Below are 20038 nucleotides of genomic sequence, written 5' to 3'. Positions count from 1 at the left end.
TCACCTTCATGTCCGGCGATCCGCCGGCTGCCGCTTCCCCTGAGGAGAGAAGACGGCTTCGGGCCGGCACCGGGCCGGCCCGTCGAATGGTCGTCGCCTCAGCGAACCCGCGGGAGCTGCTCCCACTGGTGGTAGGGCGGCGGCGAGGACAGGTGCCATTCCAGCGTCGTCGCGCCTTCGCCCCACGGATTGGCGCCGGCGATCCGCTTCTTCGAGAACGCCTCCCAGACGCCGAAGAGGAAGACGAGGACGGCGATCGAGGACAGATAGGACCCCATCGAGGAGACGAAGTTCCAGCCCGCGAAGGCGTCCGGATAGTCGACGTAGCGGCGCGGCATGCCGGCGGCGCCGAGGAAGTGCTGCGGGAAGAAGATGATGTTCACCGCGATGAACGTCATCCAGAAGTGAATCTTCCCGATCGTCTCGTTGTACATATAGCCGGACATCTTCGGGAACCAGTAGTACCAGCCCGCGAAGATGGCGAAGACGGCGCCGAGCGACAGCACGTAATGGAAGTGCGCCACGACGTAGTAGGTGTCGTGCAGCACGCGGTCCATGCCCGCATTGGCGAGCTTGACGCCCGTCACGCCGCCGACGGTGAAGAGGAAGATGAAGCCGATCGCCCAGAGCATCGGCGTCGTGAAGCGCAACGACCCGCCCCACATGGTCGCGATCCAGGAGAAGATCTTGATGCCGGTCGGCACCGCGATGACCATGGTGGCGAAGACGAAGTAGCGCTGCGTGTTGAGCGAGATGCCCGTCGTGTACATGTGGTGCGCCCACACGACGAAGCCGACGACGCCGATCGCGACCATGGCGTAGGCCATGCCGAGATAGCCGAAGACGGGCTTCCTGGAGAAGGTCGACACGATGTGGCTGACGATGCCGAAGGCCGGCAGGATCAGGATGTACACTTCCGGGTGGCCGAAGAACCAGAACAGGTGCTGGTAGAGGATCGGGTCGCCGCCGCCCTCCGGCGCGAAGAAGGTCGTGCCGAAATTGCGGTCCGTCAGGAGCATGGTGATCGCGCCGGCCAGGACCGGGAGCGACAGGAGCAGGAGGAACGCCGTCACCAGCACCGACCAGGCGAAGAGCGGCATCTTGTGCAGCGTCATGCCCGGAGCGCGCATGTTCAGGATGGTGGTGATGAAGTTGATGGCGCCGAGGATCGAGGACGCGCCCGCGATGTGCAGCGCGAAGATCGCCAGATCGACGGCCGGGCCCGGATGGCCGGAGGTCGAGAGCGGCGGATACATGGTCCAGCCCGCGCCGACGCCGGCCGAGCCCGGAGCGCCCTCCACGAACATCGACATGATGAGCAGGAGCAGCGCGGGCGGCAGCAGCCAGAACGAGATGTTGTTCAGGCGCGGGAAGGCCATGTCCGGCGCGCCGATCATGATCGGCACCATCCAGTTGGCGAAACCGCCGATCAGCGCCGGCATGACCATGAAGAAGATCATGATCAGGCCGTGGGCCGTCGTGAACACGTTGAAGAGCTGTGGATCGGAGAAGATCTGCAGGCCGGGCTCCTGGAGCTCCATGCGGATCCCGACCGACAGCGCGCCGCCCAGGATGCCCGAGAAGATCGCGAAGATCAGGTAGAGCGTCCCGATGTCCTTGTGATTGGTCGAGTAGACCCAGCGCACCCAGCCGGTCGGCTTGTGATCGTGGTGGGCGTCGTGTTCGGCGGCGTGAGCCATTGCGGTCTCCGTGGGACGCGTAAGGACAGACAGGCTCAGCGCGAGGCGACGACCGCGCCGGCGGCCTCGATCTCTGCGGTCAGCTGGGCGTTGGCGTTCTCGATGTTCTCGCCGGCAGCGATGTACCAGTTGTCGAACTGCTCCTGGCTGACGACGCGCACCGCGATGGGCATGAAGGCGTGGTCGCGGCCGCAGAGCTCGGAGCACTGGCCGTAGAAGATGCCTTCGCGGTTCGCTTCGAACCAGTATTCGTTGATGCGGCCCGGAACCGAGTCCACCTTCACGCCGAGCGAGGGCATCGCGAAGGCGTGGATGACGTCGCCGGCCGTCGTCAGGAGGCGCACGACGGTGTTCACCGGGACGACCATCTCGTTGTCGACGGCCAGAAGGCGCGGATAGACGTTGCGGTCTTCCTTCCCGGCCGCAGCACGGTCGTCGTCGTTCAGCATGTAGGAGAGGAAGGAGACCGGCTGCGCCTCGGCGCCCGCCTCTTCGGCCAGCGCGCCGTCGGCGGCGGCGTCCGTCTCGTTCGGCTGGTACTCGTAGCCCCAGTACCACTGGTAGCCCGTCGCCTTGACGGTGAGCTCCGGCTCGCGCGGCGGATTGTACTGCGCCGTCAGGAGCTGGAAGGAGGGAATCGCGAGCGCCACGAGAATCAGCACCGGCGCGATGGTCCACACCACCTCGATGGCCGTGTTGTGGCTCGTGCGCGACGGGCTCGGGTTCTTCGCGGCCCGGTAGCGGAAGGCCACCCAGGCGAGCAGCGCCGCCACGAAGATGGTGATCGGGATCATGAACCAGAGCGTATAGTTCGAGAACCAGTCGATCTGGGCCTTCATTCCGCCCATCGCTTCCTGCAGACCCATCTGCCAGGGATGCGGCTGTCCGGGGAGAAGCTCACCCGCCTCTTGCGCGACGGCGGCCGACAGGGTCGCCAGGAACGTCGCGGCGGCCAGGATCGATCGTTTCACGAATGCTCTCCCGTAAAGGACTTGTTTGTCCGACCGAAACCCGCTTCGGCCATCGTGTCGCCACGCTCCTCCGCAGTTTCGAATGCAGCCAATGTGCATCTGGCGTCGCATCAACCACGAAACCCACGGCTTCGCAACACGATGCGGCCACCTCTCCAACGTCATTCATAACCCCGGCGAAGCGTCAGCGGAAGCGTCCGCGTCCGTCATCTTGTCGCGGCGCGGCGAACGAAAACGGCCCTCGTCCGCGCTCCGGCGGCGTGCGGTAACGAATTCTTTCCCATGTTCGTCGGAAGATCGCCACGATTCTGAGACGGATTACCTGCCGATGAGCATGCCCTTTCGAAGCACCGTCGCCGCCCTCGCCTTGGCGGCGCTCGCCGCCGCGCCGGCCCTCGCCCAGGGGCAGACGGGCGCGGTGCGCTCGCAGCACGGCTCCTGGTCCATCGTCTGCGACCAGCCGGCCGGCGCGGCGGGCGAGCAGTGCGCCCTCCTGCAGAACGTGATCGCCGAGGACCGGCCGGAGATCGGCCTTTCGGTCCTGGCGCTGAAGACCGCGGACGGCCAGGCGCAGATCCTGCGCATCCTGGCGCCGCTCGGCATTCTCCTGCCCAACGGCCTGGGCCTTTACGTGGACGGGACCGACATCGGCCGCGCGCAGTTCGTGCGCTGCTTCGAGGACGGCTGCTACGCCGAGGTGATCCTTGAGGAAACGCTGCGGCGCACCCTTTCGGAAGGCGAGTCGGCGACCTTCATCGTGTTCCAGACGCCGGAGCAGGGAATCGGCATTCCGGTGGACCTGAACGGGTTCGACGAAGGCTTCGCCGCCCTCCCCTGATCGGCCGCTCCCCTGACAGGGGCCGCGCGAGCGCCTATGTCGGGGAGCGCAGGCGAGGACCCTTCATCAATGACCATTTCCCTGATCGACCGTTTCGACGTTTCCGCCGAGGCCGTGCGGTCCGTGCTCGGCGAGGCGCTTGCGGGCGCGGACGACGGCGAGCTCTTCCTGGAGCATCGGGAGCAGGAATCGCTCGTCTTCGACAACGGCCGGCTGAAGGCCGGCAACTTCTCGGTCGATTCGGGTTTCGGCCTGCGCGCGGTCTCGGGCGAGGCGACGGGCTTCGCCCATTCCGGCGAGTTCACTCAGACGGCCCTGTCGCGGGCCGCAGGCGCGGTGACGGCGGTCCGGGCCGGCCGGTCGGGAACGATGGCCGCCGCCCCGTCGGGCACGAACGCGCGGCTCTACACCGAGGAAAACCCCATTCCGTCTCCGGCCTTCGAGGAGAAGGTGAAACTGCTGCAGGAGATCGACGCCTATCTGCGCGGCCGCGACGATGCCGTCCGTCAGGTCTCGGTCTCGCTCGCCGCGCAATGGCAGGTCGTCGAGATCCTGCACGCCGACGGCCGGCTCATTCGCGACGTGCGGCCTTTGACGCGGCTGAACGTCTCGGTCGTCGCCGCGAACGGCGAACGGCAGGAGACCGGCTCCTCCGGCGGCGGCGGACGGCGCGGCCTGGCCGACGTCATGGTCGAGGACCATTGGCGGCGGATCGCCGACGAGGCCCTGCGCCAGGCGCATGTCAATCTCTCCGCCGTCCCGGCGCCGGCCGGCACCTTCGACGTGGTGCTCGGTTCGGGCTGGCCCGGCGTCATGCTGCACGAGGCGGTCGGCCACGGGCTCGAGGGCGACTTCAACCGGAAGGGCACCTCGGTCTTCTCGGGCCGGGTCGGCGAGCAGGTCGCCGCGCGCGGCGTGACCGTCGTCGACGACGGCACCGTGCCGGAGCGCCGGGGCTCCCTCAGCGTCGACGACGAGGGAACGCCGACGGCCTCCAACGTCCTGATCGAGGACGGGCGGCTCGTCGGCTACATGCAGGACCGCCTCAACGCGCGGCTGATGGGCGTTCGGCCCACGGGCAACGGACGGCGCGAATCCTACGCCCACGCCCCCATGCCGCGCATGACCAACACCTCCATGCTCTCCGGCTCCGCCACGCCGGAGGAGATCATCGCCTCGCTCGACGACGGCATCTACGCCGTCTCCTTCGGCGGCGGACAGGTGGACATCACCAGCGGCAAGTTCGTCTTCTCCTGCACCGAGGCCTACAGGGTTCGCGGCGGGGTGATCCAGGAGCCCATCCGGGGCGCGATGCTCATCGGAAACGGGCCGGAGGCCATGCAGCGCGTCACCATGGTCGGCAACGATTCCAAGCTCGACACGGGCATCGGCAATTGCGGCAAGGGGGGCCAGTGGGTTCCCGTCGGCGTCGGGCAGCCGCATCTGCGCATGAACCAGATCACCGTCGGCGGCACGCAGACCTGATCCCGAAGGGCGCCCGTCCTTCCTCTTCGCCGACGAAATCGCCTCTTGGCGCCCCCACCCGCTGCGCCATCTACGCTTCTTCGTGCCGTCGTGGCAGAGTGCGGCGGGGTTCGCCGGGGAGCGGGGGAGATGACGGAGTTCTTCGACTGGTTGACCGCGGTCGATTCGGGCCTCGGGACCGATCGCCTGCGCGAGCGCTTCCGCCTGAGCGAGGACGAGATGCGGCGCACGACCGAGGCGCTGGCGCCGGCCTTCGTCCTCGGCCTTCAACGTCTGATGTCCGACACCACGGCCTGGACCGACTTCAACCGGCGCCTCGCCGCCTTCGCGCCGGCCGGAACGGATCCCGCCTCCGCGATGACGGCCAAACCCGCCGCCTTCATGACCGACCTCTTCGGCACGCGCGCTCTCGCCGACTCGGTGTCCCGTCAGGCCTCGCTGATGGCCGGCGTCTCGCCCGACACGATCGCGAAGATGATGCCCGAGCTCGGCCTGATGACGCTGCGCGCCATGATGACGATGGTGGCGAGCGGCCCGACGGCCGGCGCCGCCTCTCCCGGTGACGCCGCGGGCCGCGCCACGGCCGAATGGATGCGCCGCTCGGCCAACGCCATCGAGGCCTTCAGCCGCCCCTCCTCGCAAGCCCAGCCCTCGCCGCGCCCGGACCTGCATTCGCTCTTCGCCGATGCGCTTTCGGGTGGATTCGCCTGGATGCTGCCGGCCGCGCCCGCCGGAGAGGCGGCGCCTTCCAGCCCGCGCCGGGCCGAACCGGACGCGCCGCCGCCCTTCCCCTTCCTCCCCATGCCGCCCTTCTTCTCCCTGCCCGTTCAAGGCGGGGGCGCCTCCGGGAAGGCCGAGACGGCACCGTCCGCCGAGCGCGCACCCGACGAGCCGAAGGACGGGGCGGGCGAGCCCTTCGTCGGGCTGGCCAAGGCCGCGGAAGCCGGCCGCTCGATGCAGGAGACCTATGCGCGTGAAATGATCGCGCTCTTCGATCGCCATCTGAAGGCCGATTGACCGCGACCGCGCGAAGCCCGATGGATAAGGACCGCCGTCCGTCCGCCCGACGGCGATGACGCAACGCTTTCCGGTGCCCTCGGGCACGCACCGGAACTCAACATGGAGACCTGAAGTCGGACGATCGCTCGTCTGATGGAGAAAAGATGCTTTTCACCAACGCACTGATCGTTCTCTTCCTCATCCTCCTCAACGCCTTCTTCGCCATGTCGGAACTGGCGGTGGTCTCGTCCCGCCGCGGACGCCTCCAGCAGTTGGCGGCGGAAGGCTCCAAGGGCGCCGAGCGCGCGCTGAAGCTGGTCGACGACCCGACGAGCTTCCTGTCCACCGTCCAGATCGGCATCACCCTCGTCGGCATCTTCGCCGGCGCCTACGGCGCCAACGCCTTCGCCGGACCTCTCGCCGAGCTGCTGGACCCGATCCCCTATGTCGGCGCCTATGCGCAAGGGTCGGCCATCGCGATCGTCGTCGTCACGATCACCTATCTGTCGCTGATCCTCGGCGAACTGGTCCCGAAGCGCTTTGCGCTGACGCATTCGGAGCGCATCGCCTCCTTCGTCGCGCCTTTCATGCTGCTCATCGCCCGGATCGGCGCGCCGATCGTCTGGTTCCTGCGCATCTCGACCGAGACCGTCGTTCGCCTTCTCGGCGGCAGCAAGGTCGCCGAGAGCACGGTGACGGAGGAGGAGGTCAAGGCGATGATCGCCGAAGGCACGCAGAGCGGCGTCTTCGAGGAGAAGGAGCGCGAGCTCATCGAGGGCGTGCTGCGCATCGCGGACCGGACGGCACGCTCGATCATGGTGCCGAGGCCGGACGTCTTCTGGGTCGGGATCGACGACGAACCGGGCCGGATCCTCGACGAGATCCAAGAGAGCGGCCATTCGCGCTTTCCCGTCTCGGGCGGAGAGAACGACGACATTCTCGGCGTCGTCCAGGCCAAGGACCTTTTGCAGCAGTTCCGCACGACCGGGGCGATCGACGTGCGGGCCGCCCTGCGCGAGCCGCTCTACGTCAACGAATCCATGCCCGCGCTGAAGCTTCTCGACCGGTTCCAGACCGCATCGACCCACATCGCGATCGTCCTCGACGAATACGGCTCCTTCGAAGGTCTGGTGACGCCGACGGACATCCTGGCGGCCATCGCCGGCGCCCTGCCGGAGGGGCTGGAGGAGGACCATGCCGTCGTGCGGCGCGCGGACGGCTCGTTCCTGATCGATGCCGGCATGCCGGTGCACGACGTGGAGCGCGGCCTCGAAGGGCTGACCTTCCCGAAGGAGCGCGACTACGAGACCTTCGCGGGCTTCATCCTGGAGCAGTTCGGCCACATCCCGGAGGTCGGCGAGATCGTGCTCTACGACAACTGGCGGTTCGAGGTCGTGGACCTGGACGGGCGTCGCGTCGACAAGATCCTCGCCTCGACGATCGGCGGAGAGGTCGCGTTGGAGACGCCGAACGCTTAGAGTATCGGCCCGAAAATCGGGATCGATCTTCGGAAAGCCTGATGCGCAGATCCAAAGGGATAGAGCGACCCTTGTGCGTCCAATCGGACGCACGGCGCTCTAAGACGGTCGCGCCTTCGGCCATAAGAAGCCGGAGGCTGCTTCAGCCTCGCCTGAAACCCATCTCCGAACATGGAAAAGCCGCCGCGGATGTCTGATCTGCGGCGGCTTTTCTATGTACGGCGTCGGCGAAGGTCAGCGCTTGCATCGATTCTCCTGCGCCGAACGAGCCATCAGATAGGTCGGGTCGGACCGCCATGACGCATGGAGCGCGGCATAGACGTCGTCCCGCTTCAGGCCGATATCGGCGAGCAGGTGATCGGGAAGCGCATCGACGCGCAGCGCCTCGCGACGGTTGCGCAGGGTCCGCGCCATCGCGCCGAGGGCGGAGAAGGCGAGACTCAGGCCGGACCGCAGTCCGGGTAATGAAAGCGCCCCGCTCCGGGGTAACGTCAGGCTCATGATCGTTCATCCTTGAACAGTGTCGGTTCACGTCTCGCTTCAGGCGCGGACGGTCGTTCGCGATGCCGCCGGGGCATCGCGTCAGGTTCTGCGGTCCGAAGCGATGATGGGACGATAGCCAGCGCCGATTGATCAATCCAACGAATGTTCGTAATCTCTGCCATCAGCCGATGTGATGGTTCTCGCGATGGCCGCTCCCCTCGATCTCGACCAGCTCCGCACCTTCGCCGCCGTCGTGGACACGGGCAGCTTCACCCGCGCGGCCGAGGACGTGTTCAAGACGCAGTCGGCGGTCTCCATGCAGATCCGCCGCCTGGAGGAGCGGCTCGGCGCCGAGCTCTTCGAGCGCGGCGGGCGCGCGGTCCGGCTCACCGAGGACGGGGCGCGCCTCCTGAGCTACGCCCGGCGCATGCTGGCGCTCAGCCAGGAGACGCTGACGGCCTTCGACGAGACCCATATCGCCGGCCACGTCCGCATCGGCCTGCCCGACGACTACGCCGAGCGCTTCCTGCCCGAGATCATGGCGCGCTTCGCCCGGTCCAATCCGCGCGTCGAGATGCAGATCGCGTGCGAAACGACGTCGAGCCTGATCGAGCATGTCGAGAAGGGACATCTGGACGTGGCGCTGGTCTGTCCCTCCAAGGCACATGCATGGAGCGAGATCGTTCGGCGCGAACCGCTCCACTTCGTGACCTCCGGAGCCCATTCGGCGCACGAGGAGGCGATCGTTCCGCTGGCGATCGGCCGCTCCGATTGCGACTGGCGCCGGCAGGGGCTGGAGGCGCTGGATACGATTGGGCGCCCCTACCGCATCCTCTTCACGTCCTGGTCGGCCCAGATCGTGACCTCGGCCGTGCTGGCCGGCCTTGCGGTGAGCGTCCTCCCCGAGTGCGCCCTGAGGCCGGGCATGCGGGTGCTGACCGAAGAAGACGGTTTCCCCAAGCTGGGCGAGGCGACGATAGCCGTGATGCGGGGACGCAATAGCGAGACGCCGGCCGTCTGCGCCCTCATCAGCCATATCCGCGAAAGCCTGCGCAATCTGCTGCCCCCGCACATCGAGGAGGCGTCCGACGTTCCCGAGACGCGATGCGTGCGGCCGGCCCGCACTCGTCCCGCTCTGGCGCTGGCGACGTGAGCGACATGGCCGAGACCGCGACCAACGCGGCCGAATATTCCGTCTCCGAGCTCTCCGGCGCGCTGAAGCGAACGGTGGAGGACGCCTTCGGGCATGTGCGCGTGCGCGGCGAGATTTCCGGCTATCGCGGGCCGCACTCTTCCGGCCACGCCTATTTCGCCTTGAAGGACGAGCGCTCGCGGCTGGAGGCCGTGGTCTGGCGCACCGGCTTCTCCAAGCTGGCCTTCAAACCCGAGGAGGGGCTGGAAGTCGTCGCCACGGGCAAGCTGACGACCTATCCGGGCTCCTCGAAATACCAGATCGTCATCGAGGATCTGAAACCGGCCGGGGCCGGCGCGCTGATGGCGCTCCTCAACGAGCGCCGGTTGAAGTTGGAGGCCGAAGGCCTCTTCTCGCCGGAGCGCAAGCGGCCCCTGCCCTTCATGCCGAGGACGATCGGCATCGTCACCTCGCCGACGGGCGCCGTCATCCGCGACATCTGCCACCGGATCGAGGACCGGTTCCCCGTCCATCTCCTCGTCTGGCCCGTGCGCGTGCAGGGCGAGACGAGCGGCGCGGAGGTCGCGAGCGCGATCGAGGGCTTCAACGCGCTGCCCGAAGACGGCAAGATTCGGAGGCCGGACCTTCTCATCGTCGCGCGCGGCGGCGGCAGCCTGGAGGATCTGTGGGGCTTCAACGACGAGGCCGTGGTGCGCGCCGCAGCGGCCTCCACCATCCCCCTGATCTCCGCCGTCGGCCACGAGACCGACTGGACGCTTCTCGACCATGTCGCCGACCGGCGTGCGCCGACGCCCACGGGGGCGGCCGAAATGGCGGTTCCCGTGCGCGCCGACCTCTTCGCCGCGCTCTCCGCGGCGCATGCGCGCCATGCTCATGCGATCACGCGGAAGCTGGCGCACGAGCGGAAGGCGACCGTTTCGCTCGTGCGCGCCCTCCCCTCGCCGGACATGCTGCTGGCCCTGCCGCGGCGGCGGCTGGACGAGGCGACGCTCTGTCTCGACCGGGCGATCCGCGCCTCGGCCACGGACCGGCGCCACGCGATGGACCGTCTGGCGGGCGGGCTGCAGCTCGGTCGGCTGGACGCGCTCCTGTCGTCCAAGCGCTCGGACCTGCGCCATGCCGAACTCGTCGCCGTCCAGGGGCTCTCCTCGATCGTCTCGGCGCGCCGCCAGCGTCTGACGCGTGCGGTATCCGGCCTCCATCCTCGCACGATCGCCGGCGCCAACCGCGAGGCCCGGCGTCATCTCCTGTTCCTGGAGCGCCGCCTCGTGGAGGCCGTCGATCGTCTGAGCGCGCGGTGGCGCGACCGCGTGTCGACCGCCGAACGCGTCGCGGCGAGCTTCGATCCGAAGAACGTCCTGGAGCGGGGCTACGCCATCGTGCGCGACACCGAGGGGCGGCCGATCGCGCGCGCGGACGGCCTTCAGCCGGGCCAGCCCTTCGAGATCGAGTTCGCGGGCAACCAGCGCCGTTCGGCGATCGCGGCCGGCACGGGCGCGGCTCCTCGGCGTCGAAGGAGAAGCGACGAGGCACCGGCCCGCATCCAGCACGATCTCTTCGTCGGCGAAGGCTGAAGGACGGACCGCTGACCTCGGCGGAATCGGACGGACGACGGTGCGCACGATTCGGTTCGTCGCGTGCCCTCATGCCCGCCTCGACCTTCGACCGGCGCCCTCCCCGCCCGGCAGCGACGCACGAGGCACGCCGGAAACGGCGTGGAACCGGGGCTTTTCGCCGGTCGTCACCGAACTGACATTCAAAGCGCGACAGGCGCTTGCATTCATGGGTTCGAGCGGCTAGGAAGCTCTCGCGACGCCGCACAGACGGCCTCGCAGGCGCCCGTAGCTCAGCTGGATAGAGCACCAGACTACGAATCTGGGGGTCAGAGGTTCGAATCCTTTCGGGCGCGCCATTTCAGAACAGAACTATGAACGCCGAACGCCGCCGTTTCTACGTTAGAAGCGGCGACCAGCGTTCGCAGCAGTTCCGACTTCGATCCCATGATGCGAACCTCGTCGTCGGCGACCTCGACGCGCTGCGCCAGAGCGCGCAGATGGTCGCGTCGGTAGCCGCCATCGTCGAGTCGAATCCGCTCACGAGCCTTGCGGGCGAAGCCCTTGAGCATATCGGGGCTGACGCCCTGATTGCCTGAACTGTCGAGGGCGAGCTGTGTGCGCTCGGCGTCGGCGGCGGCCTGATCCCGCAACGCCTTTAGGCTCACCATGCGTTCTTTCGCCATGGCGTCGTCCTTGTCCACCATGCCGGCTTCGATGGCGTCAAAGAGACGGCCGAGCCGCTGGTCGGCTTCCGCGATTCGCCTGTGAAGCTCGGCAAGATGCTCGCGGCGTCGCTCGGTGCGCTCCTGTCGCCGGTCAATGACGCTGGCGAGGACAGTTTCCAGTCGCTTGGGCTGGAGCAGCCGATCCCCGATATGATCGGCGACAAGATGATCCAGCTTGTCCATGGGGATCGTGCGGCCCTTGCAGCCGGTCTTGCCCTGCCGCGCCTTGGTCGAGCAGGTGTAATAGCGGTATGTCGCTCCCGTGCTGCCTTGGCCGGTGCGCAACGTCATCGCACCTCCGCACTTGGCGCAGAAGCAAATGCCTGTCAGCAGCGTGGGGCCGCTGGAGACACGCGCAGGCGTCACCATAGGATTGCGGGATTTGAGGCGGGCTTGCACCGCATCGTAAATCTCGCGCTCGATCAGGGGCGGCACCGCCATGATGGCGACCTCGCTCTCCGGCTTTTTCTCCCGGTTTTTATGCGAGCGTGTGTTGAACCTATGCTCGCCGATATAGGTGGTCCGGGTCAGGATGGCGTGGATTTGCGCCAGGCCCCATTTGCCACCATCACGGGTGAAGAAGCCGCGCTCGTTGAGATAAGTGGCAATAGCCTTGACGCCCATTGCGCCGGACGTGCCGTCACCTTCGAGATAGAGCCGATAGATCAGCCGCACGGTGTCGGCGTGTAGTGGGTCGATCTCCAGCTTTTTCTTGGTCTTCGATCCACGCTGCTCGGCCGCGACGATGCGGTAGCCGATGGGCGGCCGTGCGCCGTTCCAGAACCCTTGCCGGGCGTTCTCGTTCATGGCGCGCAGGACGTGCTTGGCGTTCTCCTTGGACTGATACTCGTCGAACAGCGCCATGATCTGCCGCATCATCTGGTGCATGGGGTCATCCCCCATTTCCTGCGTGATCGACACCAGCTTGACGCCGTTCTTCGCCAGCTTGCGAACGTAGAACTCCATCTCGAAGTGATCGCGGAAGAACCGGCTGAACGAATGGACCACGACAATATCGAAAGGCGCGGGCTTGGACGTGCCAGCCTCGATCATGCGCTGGAACTCGGGGCGCTTGTCATTGGTGGCGGTTGCACCCGGTTCAACATAAGTCTCAACGAGCTGGTAGCCGCGTTGCTCGCAATAGGCTTCACCCTGCCGCTTCTGGTCGGGAATGGAAATGTCATGCTCGGCCTGCCGGGCGGTCGAGACGCGCAGGTAGAGGGCGGCGCGGGCGGTCGTGGTTGGGCTGTGCATGTTCATGCTTGGCCTCCCATAGCTTTCTTCGCCTTGGGGCGGTCGATTAGGGGCAACGCCAGTTCCACCCGGTCATGCACCACCTTGGGCGCGAGCTTGCGACCATGCCCCGGTTCAAGCCGCACAAGCCCATAGCTTTCCATGTTTTTCAGGGTGCGTGACAGATTGGAGCCGGCCCGGCCGGTGATTTCCGCCAGTTCCTCCAGCGATGCCGGGGCTTTCTCGGCGATGATGCGCAGCAGTTCGCGGTTCCCTGCCGACAGCACCTTGGCGAAGGATTCGGTCGAGGTGAACCATACCTTCGGATCGCCGGGTGCAGGTTTTTCCTCGCCGCGCGCGATCCGCATGGTGCGGGCCTTCATTTCTTCATAGTCGGCAATCCCGACTTTCAATGTGGTCATAGGGCACCTCGCTCCTTCAACGCCGCGTCCACCGCCTGCCAGAAGTCGGCCAGAAGCGTGGCCGCATCCTCGTAGGCGTAAGGCTTCACGGTCTGGAGGCGGTGCCGATGGTCCATCGGCTCGCCGCGTCTGCCCCGGCCGACCGGATGGGCATTGTCGAAGCCGACCAGCCGTTCGCCCGAAGGCCCGTGAAGCGTGAGCGAATAATCGAGGCCGTGCGGCTTTTCCGGCGAGACCGGAACGCGGGTGACGACGAACTTCACCCAATGGCCGCCCTCGGGATCGACAAAAAGCATCTGTCCATCAAGGTCCAGAAGCGTGTCGAGGCTGGGATCACGATGCCCGCTCACATCTTTTTCCTATCAGTTTGTGATAGGAATTGCAAGCAATCATCCGGCTTTCGTGGGTTCAGGAGTTCGTCGAACACATCGCCGAACCAACGCTCGAACACGTCGATCTCGGTCTCTGTGACGGGAATATCCTCCGGCCAATCGTCGGTGACGCGCATCCTTTGCCCGTCCGGACCGAGAAGCGGCGTGTCGTTGGCTCGCGTCCGTCCGTCCGGCGTGGGATCATCAGTGTAGTCGAAAAGATCGTCGGGAAGTGGCTCGGGGATCGACTGTCGCGGTCGCCCTTTGCGGGCGCGGCGGCGCTCTGCGCACATGGAATCCTCCTTGGTTCTGGTGGATTCCGGGGCACCCGAAGCCCCGGAATTAAGCGAACCATGGAGGGCAATCGGCGGCCTGTAGCGTGCCGAATTTGCGGTGATACGCTGGCGGCACCCCGCAGGTCAGACCTAGGGCGAGTTTTGGAAGGCTTTTTGCCGGTCTGGTATCGCCGCTGGATCGCGAAAACCTGTCGTTGCGTCCAGCGCGCCGAAGACGGTTTTGAAGCGCGACTCCAGGCTCACAGAAGCCGACGCAGGCGGTCGCTTAGATCAGCTTGGCTTTCGATCCCATGATACGCTTGTCCGGCCCTAGGGGTACGTCCACGGATTGGCTGTCGCAGCGTTATAGAAAGCGACTTCGAGCGGGAACCTCTCGTGACGCATGGCCGCCAAGGTGTTCGCCTTGGCAATGATCTGTTGGTTGCTTGGTGATCCGGGGTCGCCGAACAGACTAACGTAGAGCTTCTTGAACTTACCAGTTCCGAACCGCCGCAAGATATGGTCGTCATTCTCGGCCAATGAATGCCCGAGGACAAAAAAGCAGTGCCGCCCCTGCTGAGCGTTCGCAGTTAGCTGCTTGAAGCCCTGGTAGAGATAGGCGTTGTGCCGGATCTTCGCCTTTTTCTGCGCACTTGACCCCTCGGTGACAAACAGCGGGTACTTGTTGTCATTGATCGCGCGCCGCGCCTGATCAATCAGGCGATCGTTCGTCCTAACCCATGTGAACTTCTGTAGCTCCGTCCCAGCATCGAAGAGATGCAATGCTCCGTGAAGGAAATGGACCTTGGCGCTATGGGCCGCGACTTCGCCCTGCCAGACGACGTAGTCGGCCATGGGATCGTCTTCGTCGTTCCCAAAGCCGTCATTCGTGGCAAGGTCGATGGCCTCGGTGAACGGATTATCCTCATGCATGAGGGTCCAATACAACAGTAGATCGTAGTTTAGGGTGAAGACTTGACCGTCGTTTTCCCGTCCTAGGAACAGGCTGAGAAATCTCCGACACGCCCAAAACTTGTCGTGAGCAATATCGCCAGGAACGTCCGGGTGGTTTCCTGCAATGGCGGTTAGAAGGATTTCCTTCAAAGCGTTGGCATCGGCCAGCATCTTGGCGGCTGCATCGGCATGCCCAGGTGTATATATGCCCGCGAGAAGCGCTCCGGCTTCAAGGTTTTTGATGGCGATCTCGAAATCCTGCGTTCCGAGAACTTCGAAGACTTTCACCAGCTCTGGGTTATTGGAAAAATCCGCTGCGCTGAAGAGCGATCCGTAATGGAAGATATCAGGGCAGCAGGCGATGCTAAACCCGTTTCCGATCAAAAGATGGCGCTTTGAGAATCGTCTGGAATCGGCGATAGCCTCGGAAAAACTCACTAGATCGACCATGTAAGCTCCCCCGGCGCTCCTACAAGCCCGATCCTATACTCCGAGCTGTGGCATGCAAGATTATTGATGTCGATCGTGGCGTTGCAGACGTCAGCATTGATTAGCGGATACTGGCAATTTCGGCGCGAAGCTGCCCGTCCGCATCCGCACTACTCGGGCCGGAAATCCGGATGGCCTTCGAACGGCCGGTTCGGGCTATTTACAAATCATGCTGTACAACCGGAATAGAGTCCGAACCGGTCAGACCTAACTTGCGGCCCGCCGTGCCTTCGCAAACCCTCGATCCGTGGCGATGAACCGCTCCAGCATGGGCACGATCAGCCTGACGGGATCGGCGGGGGGCTGGCCGCTTTCGCGGGCCAGCACCTCGGCATAGGCGACCAGATCGCGGTGAAGCGGCGCAGGCAGCTCCACCGTCACCTTGACGGGCTTGTCGTCGGGCAGCGGGCCGAGTTTCAGCTTGGTCATGGTCAGCCTCCTGCAGGCTCGAACATAAGGTCGCGGGTGACGATGATCCTCAACGGGAAGCCCGGCCGGATGGTGAGCGTCGGCGCAACCCGTAACTGGCGTTGCACGATCTGCTGGCCGGCCTGATTGATGGTATCCTGCGCACCGTCGCGGATGGCCCGGATTAGCCGATCCTCGTCGCTCGTCGCCAGCTCCGTGCCGACCGCGAGCAGCGTGGACAGCCCTGCCGCTTTCATCAGATTCCACCAGTGATAATCGACGCCATCCTCAAGCCCGGCATAGCCGCTGGCGTCCGCGCCCGGCAGGCGCTCCAGAACGATGGAGCGGCCGCCCGGCAGGATCAGGCGGTTCCACACCAAGAGCACCCTGCGCTGGCCGAAGGTCACGCCATCATCGTATTGGCCGATGATGCGCGTGCCCTGCGGGATCAGGAGCAGCGAGCCGGTCGGGCTGTCATAGACGTTTTCCGTCACCTGGGCGGTGATCTGGCCCGGAAGGTCGGAACGGATGCCGGTGATGAGCGCGGCCGGGATCACAGCCCCGGCCTGAAGGATGTAGGGCGATGCCGGCGGCGCAACGCGATCCGGGGCGACGGTCTGCCGGTCCACGGGTCCATTGAGAAACGCCACGTGGCGATCCTGTGTCGCCGGCTGTCCGCCGAGGCCGAGTCCTGCAAGACCGGGCATGGCCGTCCCTGCCGGCGCTCCGGTGCGCTGGCTGGACTGGAAAAAGACGTTGCTAAGCCGCGCGGCTTCTTCCTCTGCAAGACGGCGCTGTTCTTCGGGATCGACGGCGGGCGTCGTCATGACAGGCGGCGCGACAGGCTGGCCCCTGTTCTGCGCGTCGAGGATCGGGCGGCCGAGGTCGCCCGGCAAAGCCGGTCCCAGGGCCGGGCCGGTATAGTCGCGTGGAAGGCCGGACAATCCGTCCGCCGTGGTCCGGTTCTCCGTCGAATAGAGTTCATCGCCGCCCGGTCCCGTATCGCGGGTCTGGAGCGCGTAGATCAGCGCGCCGCCGATGCCGAGCAAGGCGACTGCGCCGACGCCCGCCAGCATCTTGCGCGACAGGCGGGTGACGCGCGGCGGCTCCGCGCGCAACCGCATAGGCGCGGCGGTGTCCGTGATGGTGTTGTCGGTCATGACGGGGTGTCTCCGGTCGCGCTGGCGGGCTGCGCGGCGGCGGCCTGCGTGGGATTGGTGCGGACGATCCTGACGACCTGCTGGCGGTTGCCGCTGCCAAGGCGCAGTTCGGCCGCGCCGAACAGGCGATCCACGATCAGGACGTTATGGTGGATGCGGGAATTGACGATCTGCGGCTCGCCATCGGAGCCGAGCACGAAGATCGGCGGCATCTCGCCCTGCACGATCCCGGCGGGGAAGACGACATAGACGCGGCGTCCATCGTCGAAGACGGAAACCGGCCGCCATGGCGGACTGTCGCCCTGCACCTGCAAGGCGTAGCGATAGTTCCGCGCCGCCTCTGCCGGGATAACCGGCGCTGCCGGAACGGTCTGGCGCTGGCCTGCTGGCGGTGTGGGATAGGCCCATGCGACGGCGGGCATGTAGAGCGATTCCCGAGCGCGCAACTCGATCATGTAGGTGCGCCGGTCGGTGGTGACGACAAGGTTGGTGGAAATGTCCGGCCGCGTCGGCTTCACGAGGATATGGACACGGCGGTTTGCGCCCGAACCGGATTCCGTATCGCCGATGATCCAGCGGGCGGTGTCGCCTGCCGCGATCGGCCCCGCGCCTGTCAGGCTCTCGCCCGGCTCCAGCGCAATGGTCGTGATCTGCCCGACTGCGGCATAGACCTGATAGAGCGCGCCTTCCGACCACGGATAAATCTGGATGGCGTTGTAGTAGCCTTCCCGGCGCGGCTCGACGCGGGCGGCGGCATTGGCGTTCTCGACGCGGCCGGTTGGCGTGCATGCGGCGGTGCCGCCGCGCGCCACGGTCCATGCGGGGGGCACATGTAGCGGCCGAGGCGTGTTGTCGGTTGCCGCCGCCTGCACGGTCGGCAGCGGCGGCACGCTGGCGTCGTAGCTGAATTGCGGCGTCCGGTTGGTAGCGCAGCCTGCGAGCATGGTGACTGACAACAGCACGGCCGCGATTGCCGGGGTGCGGGTGATCGTCCTCATTGGCTCATCTCCCGCGACCACGAAATTGCATTGACGTAGATTCCCAACGGGTTGGCGCGCAGGCGCTCGGCGTCGCGCGGCGGCTGGATGACGATGGTGAGGATGGCCGTCCATCGCTCCGTGGTGGAAAGCTGGCCGTTCTCGAAATGGCGTTCGGTCCACGCCACGCGGAAGCTGTTCGGGGACGCCCGGATGACGCTCGACACTTCGACGGCGACCTGCTGTCGGCCGACCTTGGCGAAGGGATCATTGGCACGGGCGTAATCGTTGAGCGCCGCCGCGCCGCGATCCGTGGTCCACTCATAAGCCCGAAGCCAGTTCTGACGGACAATGATCGCATCGGCCGGGATCGCGCGGACCTGCTCGATGAAGCGGCCGAGATGGAAAGCGATCTGCGGATCGGTCGGGCGATAGTCGGCGGCGGCCGGCGCAACGGTTTGCGCCCGACCGAGATTATCGACCTGCACCACCCACGGCACCACTGTCCCCCGTGCAGACTGCCAGACCAGCGCCGAGGCGAATCCAGCTGACAGGATCAGGGAACCGAAAGCCATATAGCGCCAGTTCTTCGCCTGCACGCGGGCCGAGCCGATGCGCTCGTCCCATGCCTGTGCGGCCTTCTGATAGGGCGTCTCGGGTTCCGGCGATTTGCCGTAATGGGTGGCGGGTCGTTTGAAGATGCTCATGAGCGGTCACTTTCGGAAAGGTTGACGGAGGAACCGGAGCCGTGGCTGTCGCCAGACCGCACCGCATGGGCGGTCATGGTGGTGCCGTGGTTGAGGGTCTGCCGGCGCTGCATCCGCTGCGCCCAAGCCGGAGGGCTGCCAGCCGGGCTGGATGGCGCGGCTGCGGGTTCGGCGCTTGCGCCGCCGACCGTGCCAATGGTGGAGCTGCCGCCCGTCACCCCAAACCCGGCCTTTGCGCCAGCGGAGAAGCTGGATTTGATGCTTTCGCTTGCTTGGGCAGTGGCGCTGGAGGCCGCGCGTTTGAGCGGCGAGATCGCGGCCGAGCCTGCGGCGCGTGCAACACCGCCAAGGCCGGAGGCGACGCCCGCCGCCCCGGTCTGGCCGAGCGAGCCGACGCTATAGGCAGCGGTCGCCGCGCCCGCGGCCGTCGCGCCGCCGCGAACAGCCGCGGCCCCACCGGACAGGGCAGCAGCGCCGCCCTTGGCGGCAAGCATGGCCCCACCGCCAGCGGCCGCACCGCCGGCAAGCACCATACCGCCAGCGGCGAGGCCGGTGCCCACGGCTGCGCCCGCCCCGAGCTGGGGGCCGCCCGAGACGATGCCGTTGGCGATGCCGGGGCCGAAGATGCCCAGGCCGAGCAGCGACAGCGCGGCGAGCACAATCGCCATAGCGTCGTCGATGGTCGGGGTCTGGCCGCCGAACCCGGCCGTGAACTGGCTGAACAGGGTCGAGCCGATGCCGATGATGACGGCGAGAACTAGAACCTTGATGCCGGACGACACCACGTTGCCGAGCACCTTTTCGGCCATGAACGCGGTCTTGCCGAACAAGCCGAAGGGAATCAGCACGAAGCCGGCGAGCGTCACCAATTTGAACTCGATCAGCGTCACGAAAAGCTGGATGGCCAGAATGAAAAATGCCAACACCACCAGCGCCCATGCGAACAACAAGCACGCGATCTGGATGAAGTTCTCGAAGAAGGCGATCCAACCCATCAGGTCGGAAATGGAATCGAGCAGCGGGCGGCCGGCGTCGAGGCCGGTCTGTGCCACGCGACCCGGCCGCATCAGGTCGGCAACGGAAAAGCTCGTCCCCGATGCCATGAGACCGAGACCGGCAAAGCTCTCGAAGACGATGCGCGCGAGGTTGTTCCAGTTGGAAATGATGTAGGCGAAGACGCCGACGAACAGGGTCTTCTTCACCAGCCGGGCGATGATGTCGTCATCCGCGCCCCATGCCCAAAACAGCGCAGCGAGCGTCACGTCGATAACGATCAGGGTGGTGGCGATGAAGGCCACCTCGCCGCCGAGCAGGCCAAACCCGCTGTCGATGTAGGAGGTGAAGACCCCGAGGAAATTGTCGATGACGCCCGTGTTCCCCATGGTCAGCGCGCCTCGCTGCGATCACGGCCGAGGAACCGGTCGCGGGTTTCGGCCCAGACGCGCAGGCACTCGGCGTCGCTGGCGGCGGCTTCGCCAAGCTGCTGGCAGAGGCGTTGTTCCTCGCGCAACGGATCGGCAGGCGGCTGGAGGGCCGGCGCGGCGGGTGGCGGGGAAGGTTCGTCCTTCTGCGCCATGTCGATTGCGGTCACTGTCAAGGCAATCGCAACGAACACCACGGCCCCGAGCCGGGCCAGCATCTTGCCATCCATGGC

The 20038-nt window shown here is 66.1% G+C and carries 20 protein-coding genes and 1 tRNA gene; 7 read left to right on the top strand and 14 right to left on the bottom strand.

The window, feature by feature from the left end; all coding sequences use genetic code 11:
* Window positions 1–98: 98 nt before the first annotated feature.
* The gene (ctaD, locus tag AC6R2M_RS04025; protein WP_500485719.1) at window positions 99–1700 is read right to left on the bottom strand and encodes a cytochrome c oxidase subunit I; all 1602 of its coding nucleotides are present in this window, start codon (window positions 1698–1700) and stop codon (window positions 99–101) included.
* A 35-nt stretch (window positions 1701–1735) separates the two neighbouring features.
* Window positions 1736–2671 (bottom strand): cytochrome c oxidase subunit II, encoded by a 936-nt coding sequence (gene coxB, locus AC6R2M_RS04020; RefSeq protein ID WP_500485717.1) that lies wholly within the window; start codon window positions 2669–2671, stop codon window positions 1736–1738.
* Window positions 2672–3005: 334 nt separating this feature from the next.
* On the opposite strand from coxB, the gene AC6R2M_RS04015 reads away from it, so the two are divergent.
* The 4 genes from AC6R2M_RS04015 (at window position 3006) to AC6R2M_RS04000 (ending at window position 7471) form a co-directional block, all read left to right on the top strand.
* Complete coding sequence (locus AC6R2M_RS04015) at window positions 3006–3509, top strand: invasion associated locus B family protein (protein ID WP_500487482.1); 504 nt, start codon at window positions 3006–3008, stop codon at window positions 3507–3509.
* A gap of 69 nt (window positions 3510–3578) precedes the next feature.
* Window positions 3579–4994: a metalloprotease TldD gene (gene tldD, locus AC6R2M_RS04010; protein WP_500485715.1), complete on the top strand. Its 1416-nt coding sequence runs from the start codon at window positions 3579–3581 to the stop codon at window positions 4992–4994.
* Window positions 4995–5123: 129 nt separating this feature from the next.
* On the top strand, window positions 5124–6011 hold the full coding sequence (locus AC6R2M_RS04005) for a hypothetical protein (RefSeq protein WP_500485713.1): 888 nt from the start codon (window positions 5124–5126) through the stop codon (window positions 6009–6011).
* A gap of 146 nt (window positions 6012–6157) precedes the next feature.
* Window positions 6158–7471 (top strand): hemolysin family protein, encoded by a 1314-nt coding sequence (locus AC6R2M_RS04000; RefSeq protein ID WP_500485711.1) that lies wholly within the window; start codon window positions 6158–6160, stop codon window positions 7469–7471.
* Window positions 7472–7705: 234 nt separating this feature from the next.
* On the opposite strand, the gene AC6R2M_RS03995 is transcribed toward AC6R2M_RS04000, so the two are convergent.
* Window positions 7706–7972: a YjiS-like domain-containing protein gene (locus AC6R2M_RS03995; RefSeq protein WP_500485709.1), complete on the bottom strand. Its 267-nt coding sequence runs from the start codon at window positions 7970–7972 to the stop codon at window positions 7706–7708.
* A 187-nt stretch (window positions 7973–8159) separates the two neighbouring features.
* Between AC6R2M_RS03995 and AC6R2M_RS03990 the strand changes: the two genes are divergently transcribed.
* From AC6R2M_RS03990 to AC6R2M_RS03980, 3 genes are all read left to right on the top strand, one after another.
* The gene (locus AC6R2M_RS03990; RefSeq protein WP_500485707.1) at window positions 8160–9107 is read left to right on the top strand and encodes a LysR family transcriptional regulator; all 948 of its coding nucleotides are present in this window, start codon (window positions 8160–8162) and stop codon (window positions 9105–9107) included.
* 5 nt (window positions 9108–9112) lie between these two features.
* Window positions 9113–10681: an exodeoxyribonuclease VII large subunit gene (xseA, locus tag AC6R2M_RS03985; RefSeq protein ID WP_500485705.1), complete on the top strand. Its 1569-nt coding sequence runs from the start codon at window positions 9113–9115 to the stop codon at window positions 10679–10681.
* Window positions 10682–10942: 261 nt separating this feature from the next.
* A tRNA-Arg gene (locus tag AC6R2M_RS03980) sits at window positions 10943–11019 on the top strand.
* On the opposite strand, the gene AC6R2M_RS03975 is transcribed toward AC6R2M_RS03980, so the two are convergent.
* From AC6R2M_RS03975 to trbK-alt, 11 genes are all read right to left on the bottom strand, one after another.
* A complete protein-coding gene (locus tag AC6R2M_RS03975; protein WP_500485703.1) occupies window positions 10990–12648 on the bottom strand; it encodes a recombinase family protein in 1659 nt (552 codons plus the stop codon). The two genes, AC6R2M_RS03980 and AC6R2M_RS03975, sit on opposite strands and share 30 nt — an antisense overlap.
* Window positions 12645–13043 carry an HVO_A0114 family putative DNA-binding protein gene (locus AC6R2M_RS03970; protein ID WP_500485701.1) on the bottom strand — a complete coding sequence of 133 codons (399 nt, stop codon included), beginning with the start codon at window positions 13041–13043 and terminating at the stop codon, window positions 12645–12647. The genes AC6R2M_RS03975 and AC6R2M_RS03970 overlap by 4 nt, the downstream gene beginning before the upstream one ends.
* The gene (locus AC6R2M_RS03965; protein ID WP_500485699.1) at window positions 13040–13393 is read right to left on the bottom strand and encodes a toxin-antitoxin system TumE family protein; all 354 of its coding nucleotides are present in this window, start codon (window positions 13391–13393) and stop codon (window positions 13040–13042) included. The genes AC6R2M_RS03970 and AC6R2M_RS03965 overlap by 4 nt, the downstream gene beginning before the upstream one ends.
* A complete protein-coding gene (locus tag AC6R2M_RS03960; protein WP_500485697.1) occupies window positions 13390–13707 on the bottom strand; it encodes a hypothetical protein in 318 nt (105 codons plus the stop codon). The genes AC6R2M_RS03965 and AC6R2M_RS03960 overlap by 4 nt, the downstream gene beginning before the upstream one ends.
* Window positions 13708–14019: 312 nt before the next feature.
* Window positions 14020–15093 (bottom strand): DUF4917 family protein, encoded by a 1074-nt coding sequence (locus tag AC6R2M_RS03955; RefSeq protein WP_500485695.1) that lies wholly within the window; start codon window positions 15091–15093, stop codon window positions 14020–14022.
* Between the two features lie 246 nt (window positions 15094–15339).
* Window positions 15340–15561, bottom strand: coding sequence for a DUF2274 domain-containing protein (locus AC6R2M_RS03950; protein ID WP_500485693.1), 222 nt, complete (start codon window positions 15559–15561; stop codon window positions 15340–15342).
* 2 nt (window positions 15562–15563) lie between these two features.
* Window positions 15564–16700 carry a TraB/TrbI/VirB10 family type IV secretion system protein gene (locus tag AC6R2M_RS03945; protein ID WP_500485691.1) on the bottom strand — a complete coding sequence of 379 codons (1137 nt, stop codon included), beginning with the start codon at window positions 16698–16700 and terminating at the stop codon, window positions 15564–15566.
* Window positions 16697–17698, bottom strand: coding sequence for a P-type conjugative transfer protein TrbG (gene trbG, locus AC6R2M_RS03940; protein ID WP_500485689.1), 1002 nt, complete (start codon window positions 17696–17698; stop codon window positions 16697–16699). Before trbG ends, AC6R2M_RS03945 begins: the two co-directional genes overlap by 4 nt.
* Complete coding sequence (trbF, locus tag AC6R2M_RS03935) at window positions 17695–18384, bottom strand: conjugal transfer protein TrbF (protein ID WP_500485687.1); 690 nt, start codon at window positions 18382–18384, stop codon at window positions 17695–17697. Before trbF ends, trbG begins: the two co-directional genes overlap by 4 nt.
* Window positions 18381–19766 carry a P-type conjugative transfer protein TrbL gene (gene trbL, locus AC6R2M_RS03930; protein ID WP_500485685.1) on the bottom strand — a complete coding sequence of 462 codons (1386 nt, stop codon included), beginning with the start codon at window positions 19764–19766 and terminating at the stop codon, window positions 18381–18383. Before trbL ends, trbF begins: the two co-directional genes overlap by 4 nt.
* Before the next feature lie 2 nt (window positions 19767–19768).
* Complete coding sequence (gene trbK-alt / locus AC6R2M_RS03925) at window positions 19769–20035, bottom strand: putative entry exclusion protein TrbK-alt (protein WP_500485683.1); 267 nt, start codon at window positions 20033–20035, stop codon at window positions 19769–19771.
* Window positions 20036–20038: the final 3 nt, after the last annotated feature.

The sequence above is a fragment of the Aureimonas sp. CAS genome (assembly GCF_059838215.1).
Note: the sequence above shows the minus strand (reverse complement) of the source record. Positions and strands in the feature narration are given on the sequence as shown.

Coding starts and splice junctions, on each gene's coding strand:
- ctaD (WP_500485719.1), bottom strand. CDS start 1,700: ATGGCTCACGCCGCCGAACACGACGCCCACCACGATCACAAGCCGACC.
- AC6R2M_RS04015 (WP_500487482.1), top strand. CDS start 3,006: ATGCCCTTTCGAAGCACCGTCGCCGCCCTCGCCTTGGCGGCGCTCGCC.
- tldD (WP_500485715.1), top strand. CDS start 3,579: ATGACCATTTCCCTGATCGACCGTTTCGACGTTTCCGCCGAGGCCGTG.
- AC6R2M_RS04005 (WP_500485713.1), top strand. CDS start 5,124: ATGACGGAGTTCTTCGACTGGTTGACCGCGGTCGATTCGGGCCTCGGG.
- AC6R2M_RS04000 (WP_500485711.1), top strand. CDS start 6,158: ATGCTTTTCACCAACGCACTGATCGTTCTCTTCCTCATCCTCCTCAAC.
- AC6R2M_RS03995 (WP_500485709.1), bottom strand. CDS start 7,972: ATGAGCCTGACGTTACCCCGGAGCGGGGCGCTTTCATTACCCGGACTG.
- AC6R2M_RS03990 (WP_500485707.1), top strand. CDS start 8,160: ATGGCCGCTCCCCTCGATCTCGACCAGCTCCGCACCTTCGCCGCCGTC.
- xseA (WP_500485705.1), top strand. CDS start 9,113: ATGGCCGAGACCGCGACCAACGCGGCCGAATATTCCGTCTCCGAGCTC.
- AC6R2M_RS03975 (WP_500485703.1), bottom strand. CDS start 12,648: ATGAACATGCACAGCCCAACCACGACCGCCCGCGCCGCCCTCTACCTG.
- AC6R2M_RS03970 (WP_500485701.1), bottom strand. CDS start 13,043: ATGACCACATTGAAAGTCGGGATTGCCGACTATGAAGAAATGAAGGCC.
- AC6R2M_RS03960 (WP_500485697.1), bottom strand. CDS start 13,707: ATGTGCGCAGAGCGCCGCCGCGCCCGCAAAGGGCGACCGCGACAGTCG.
- AC6R2M_RS03955 (WP_500485695.1), bottom strand. CDS start 15,093: ATGGTCGATCTAGTGAGTTTTTCCGAGGCTATCGCCGATTCCAGACGA.
- AC6R2M_RS03950 (WP_500485693.1), bottom strand. CDS start 15,561: ATGACCAAGCTGAAACTCGGCCCGCTGCCCGACGACAAGCCCGTCAAG.
- AC6R2M_RS03945 (WP_500485691.1), bottom strand. CDS start 16,700: ATGACCGACAACACCATCACGGACACCGCCGCGCCTATGCGGTTGCGC.
- trbG (WP_500485689.1), bottom strand. CDS start 17,698: ATGAGGACGATCACCCGCACCCCGGCAATCGCGGCCGTGCTGTTGTCA.
- trbF (WP_500485687.1), bottom strand. CDS start 18,384: ATGAGCATCTTCAAACGACCCGCCACCCATTACGGCAAATCGCCGGAA.
- trbL (WP_500485685.1), bottom strand. CDS start 19,766: ATGGGGAACACGGGCGTCATCGACAATTTCCTCGGGGTCTTCACCTCC.
- trbK-alt (WP_500485683.1), bottom strand. CDS start 20,035: ATGGATGGCAAGATGCTGGCCCGGCTCGGGGCCGTGGTGTTCGTTGCG.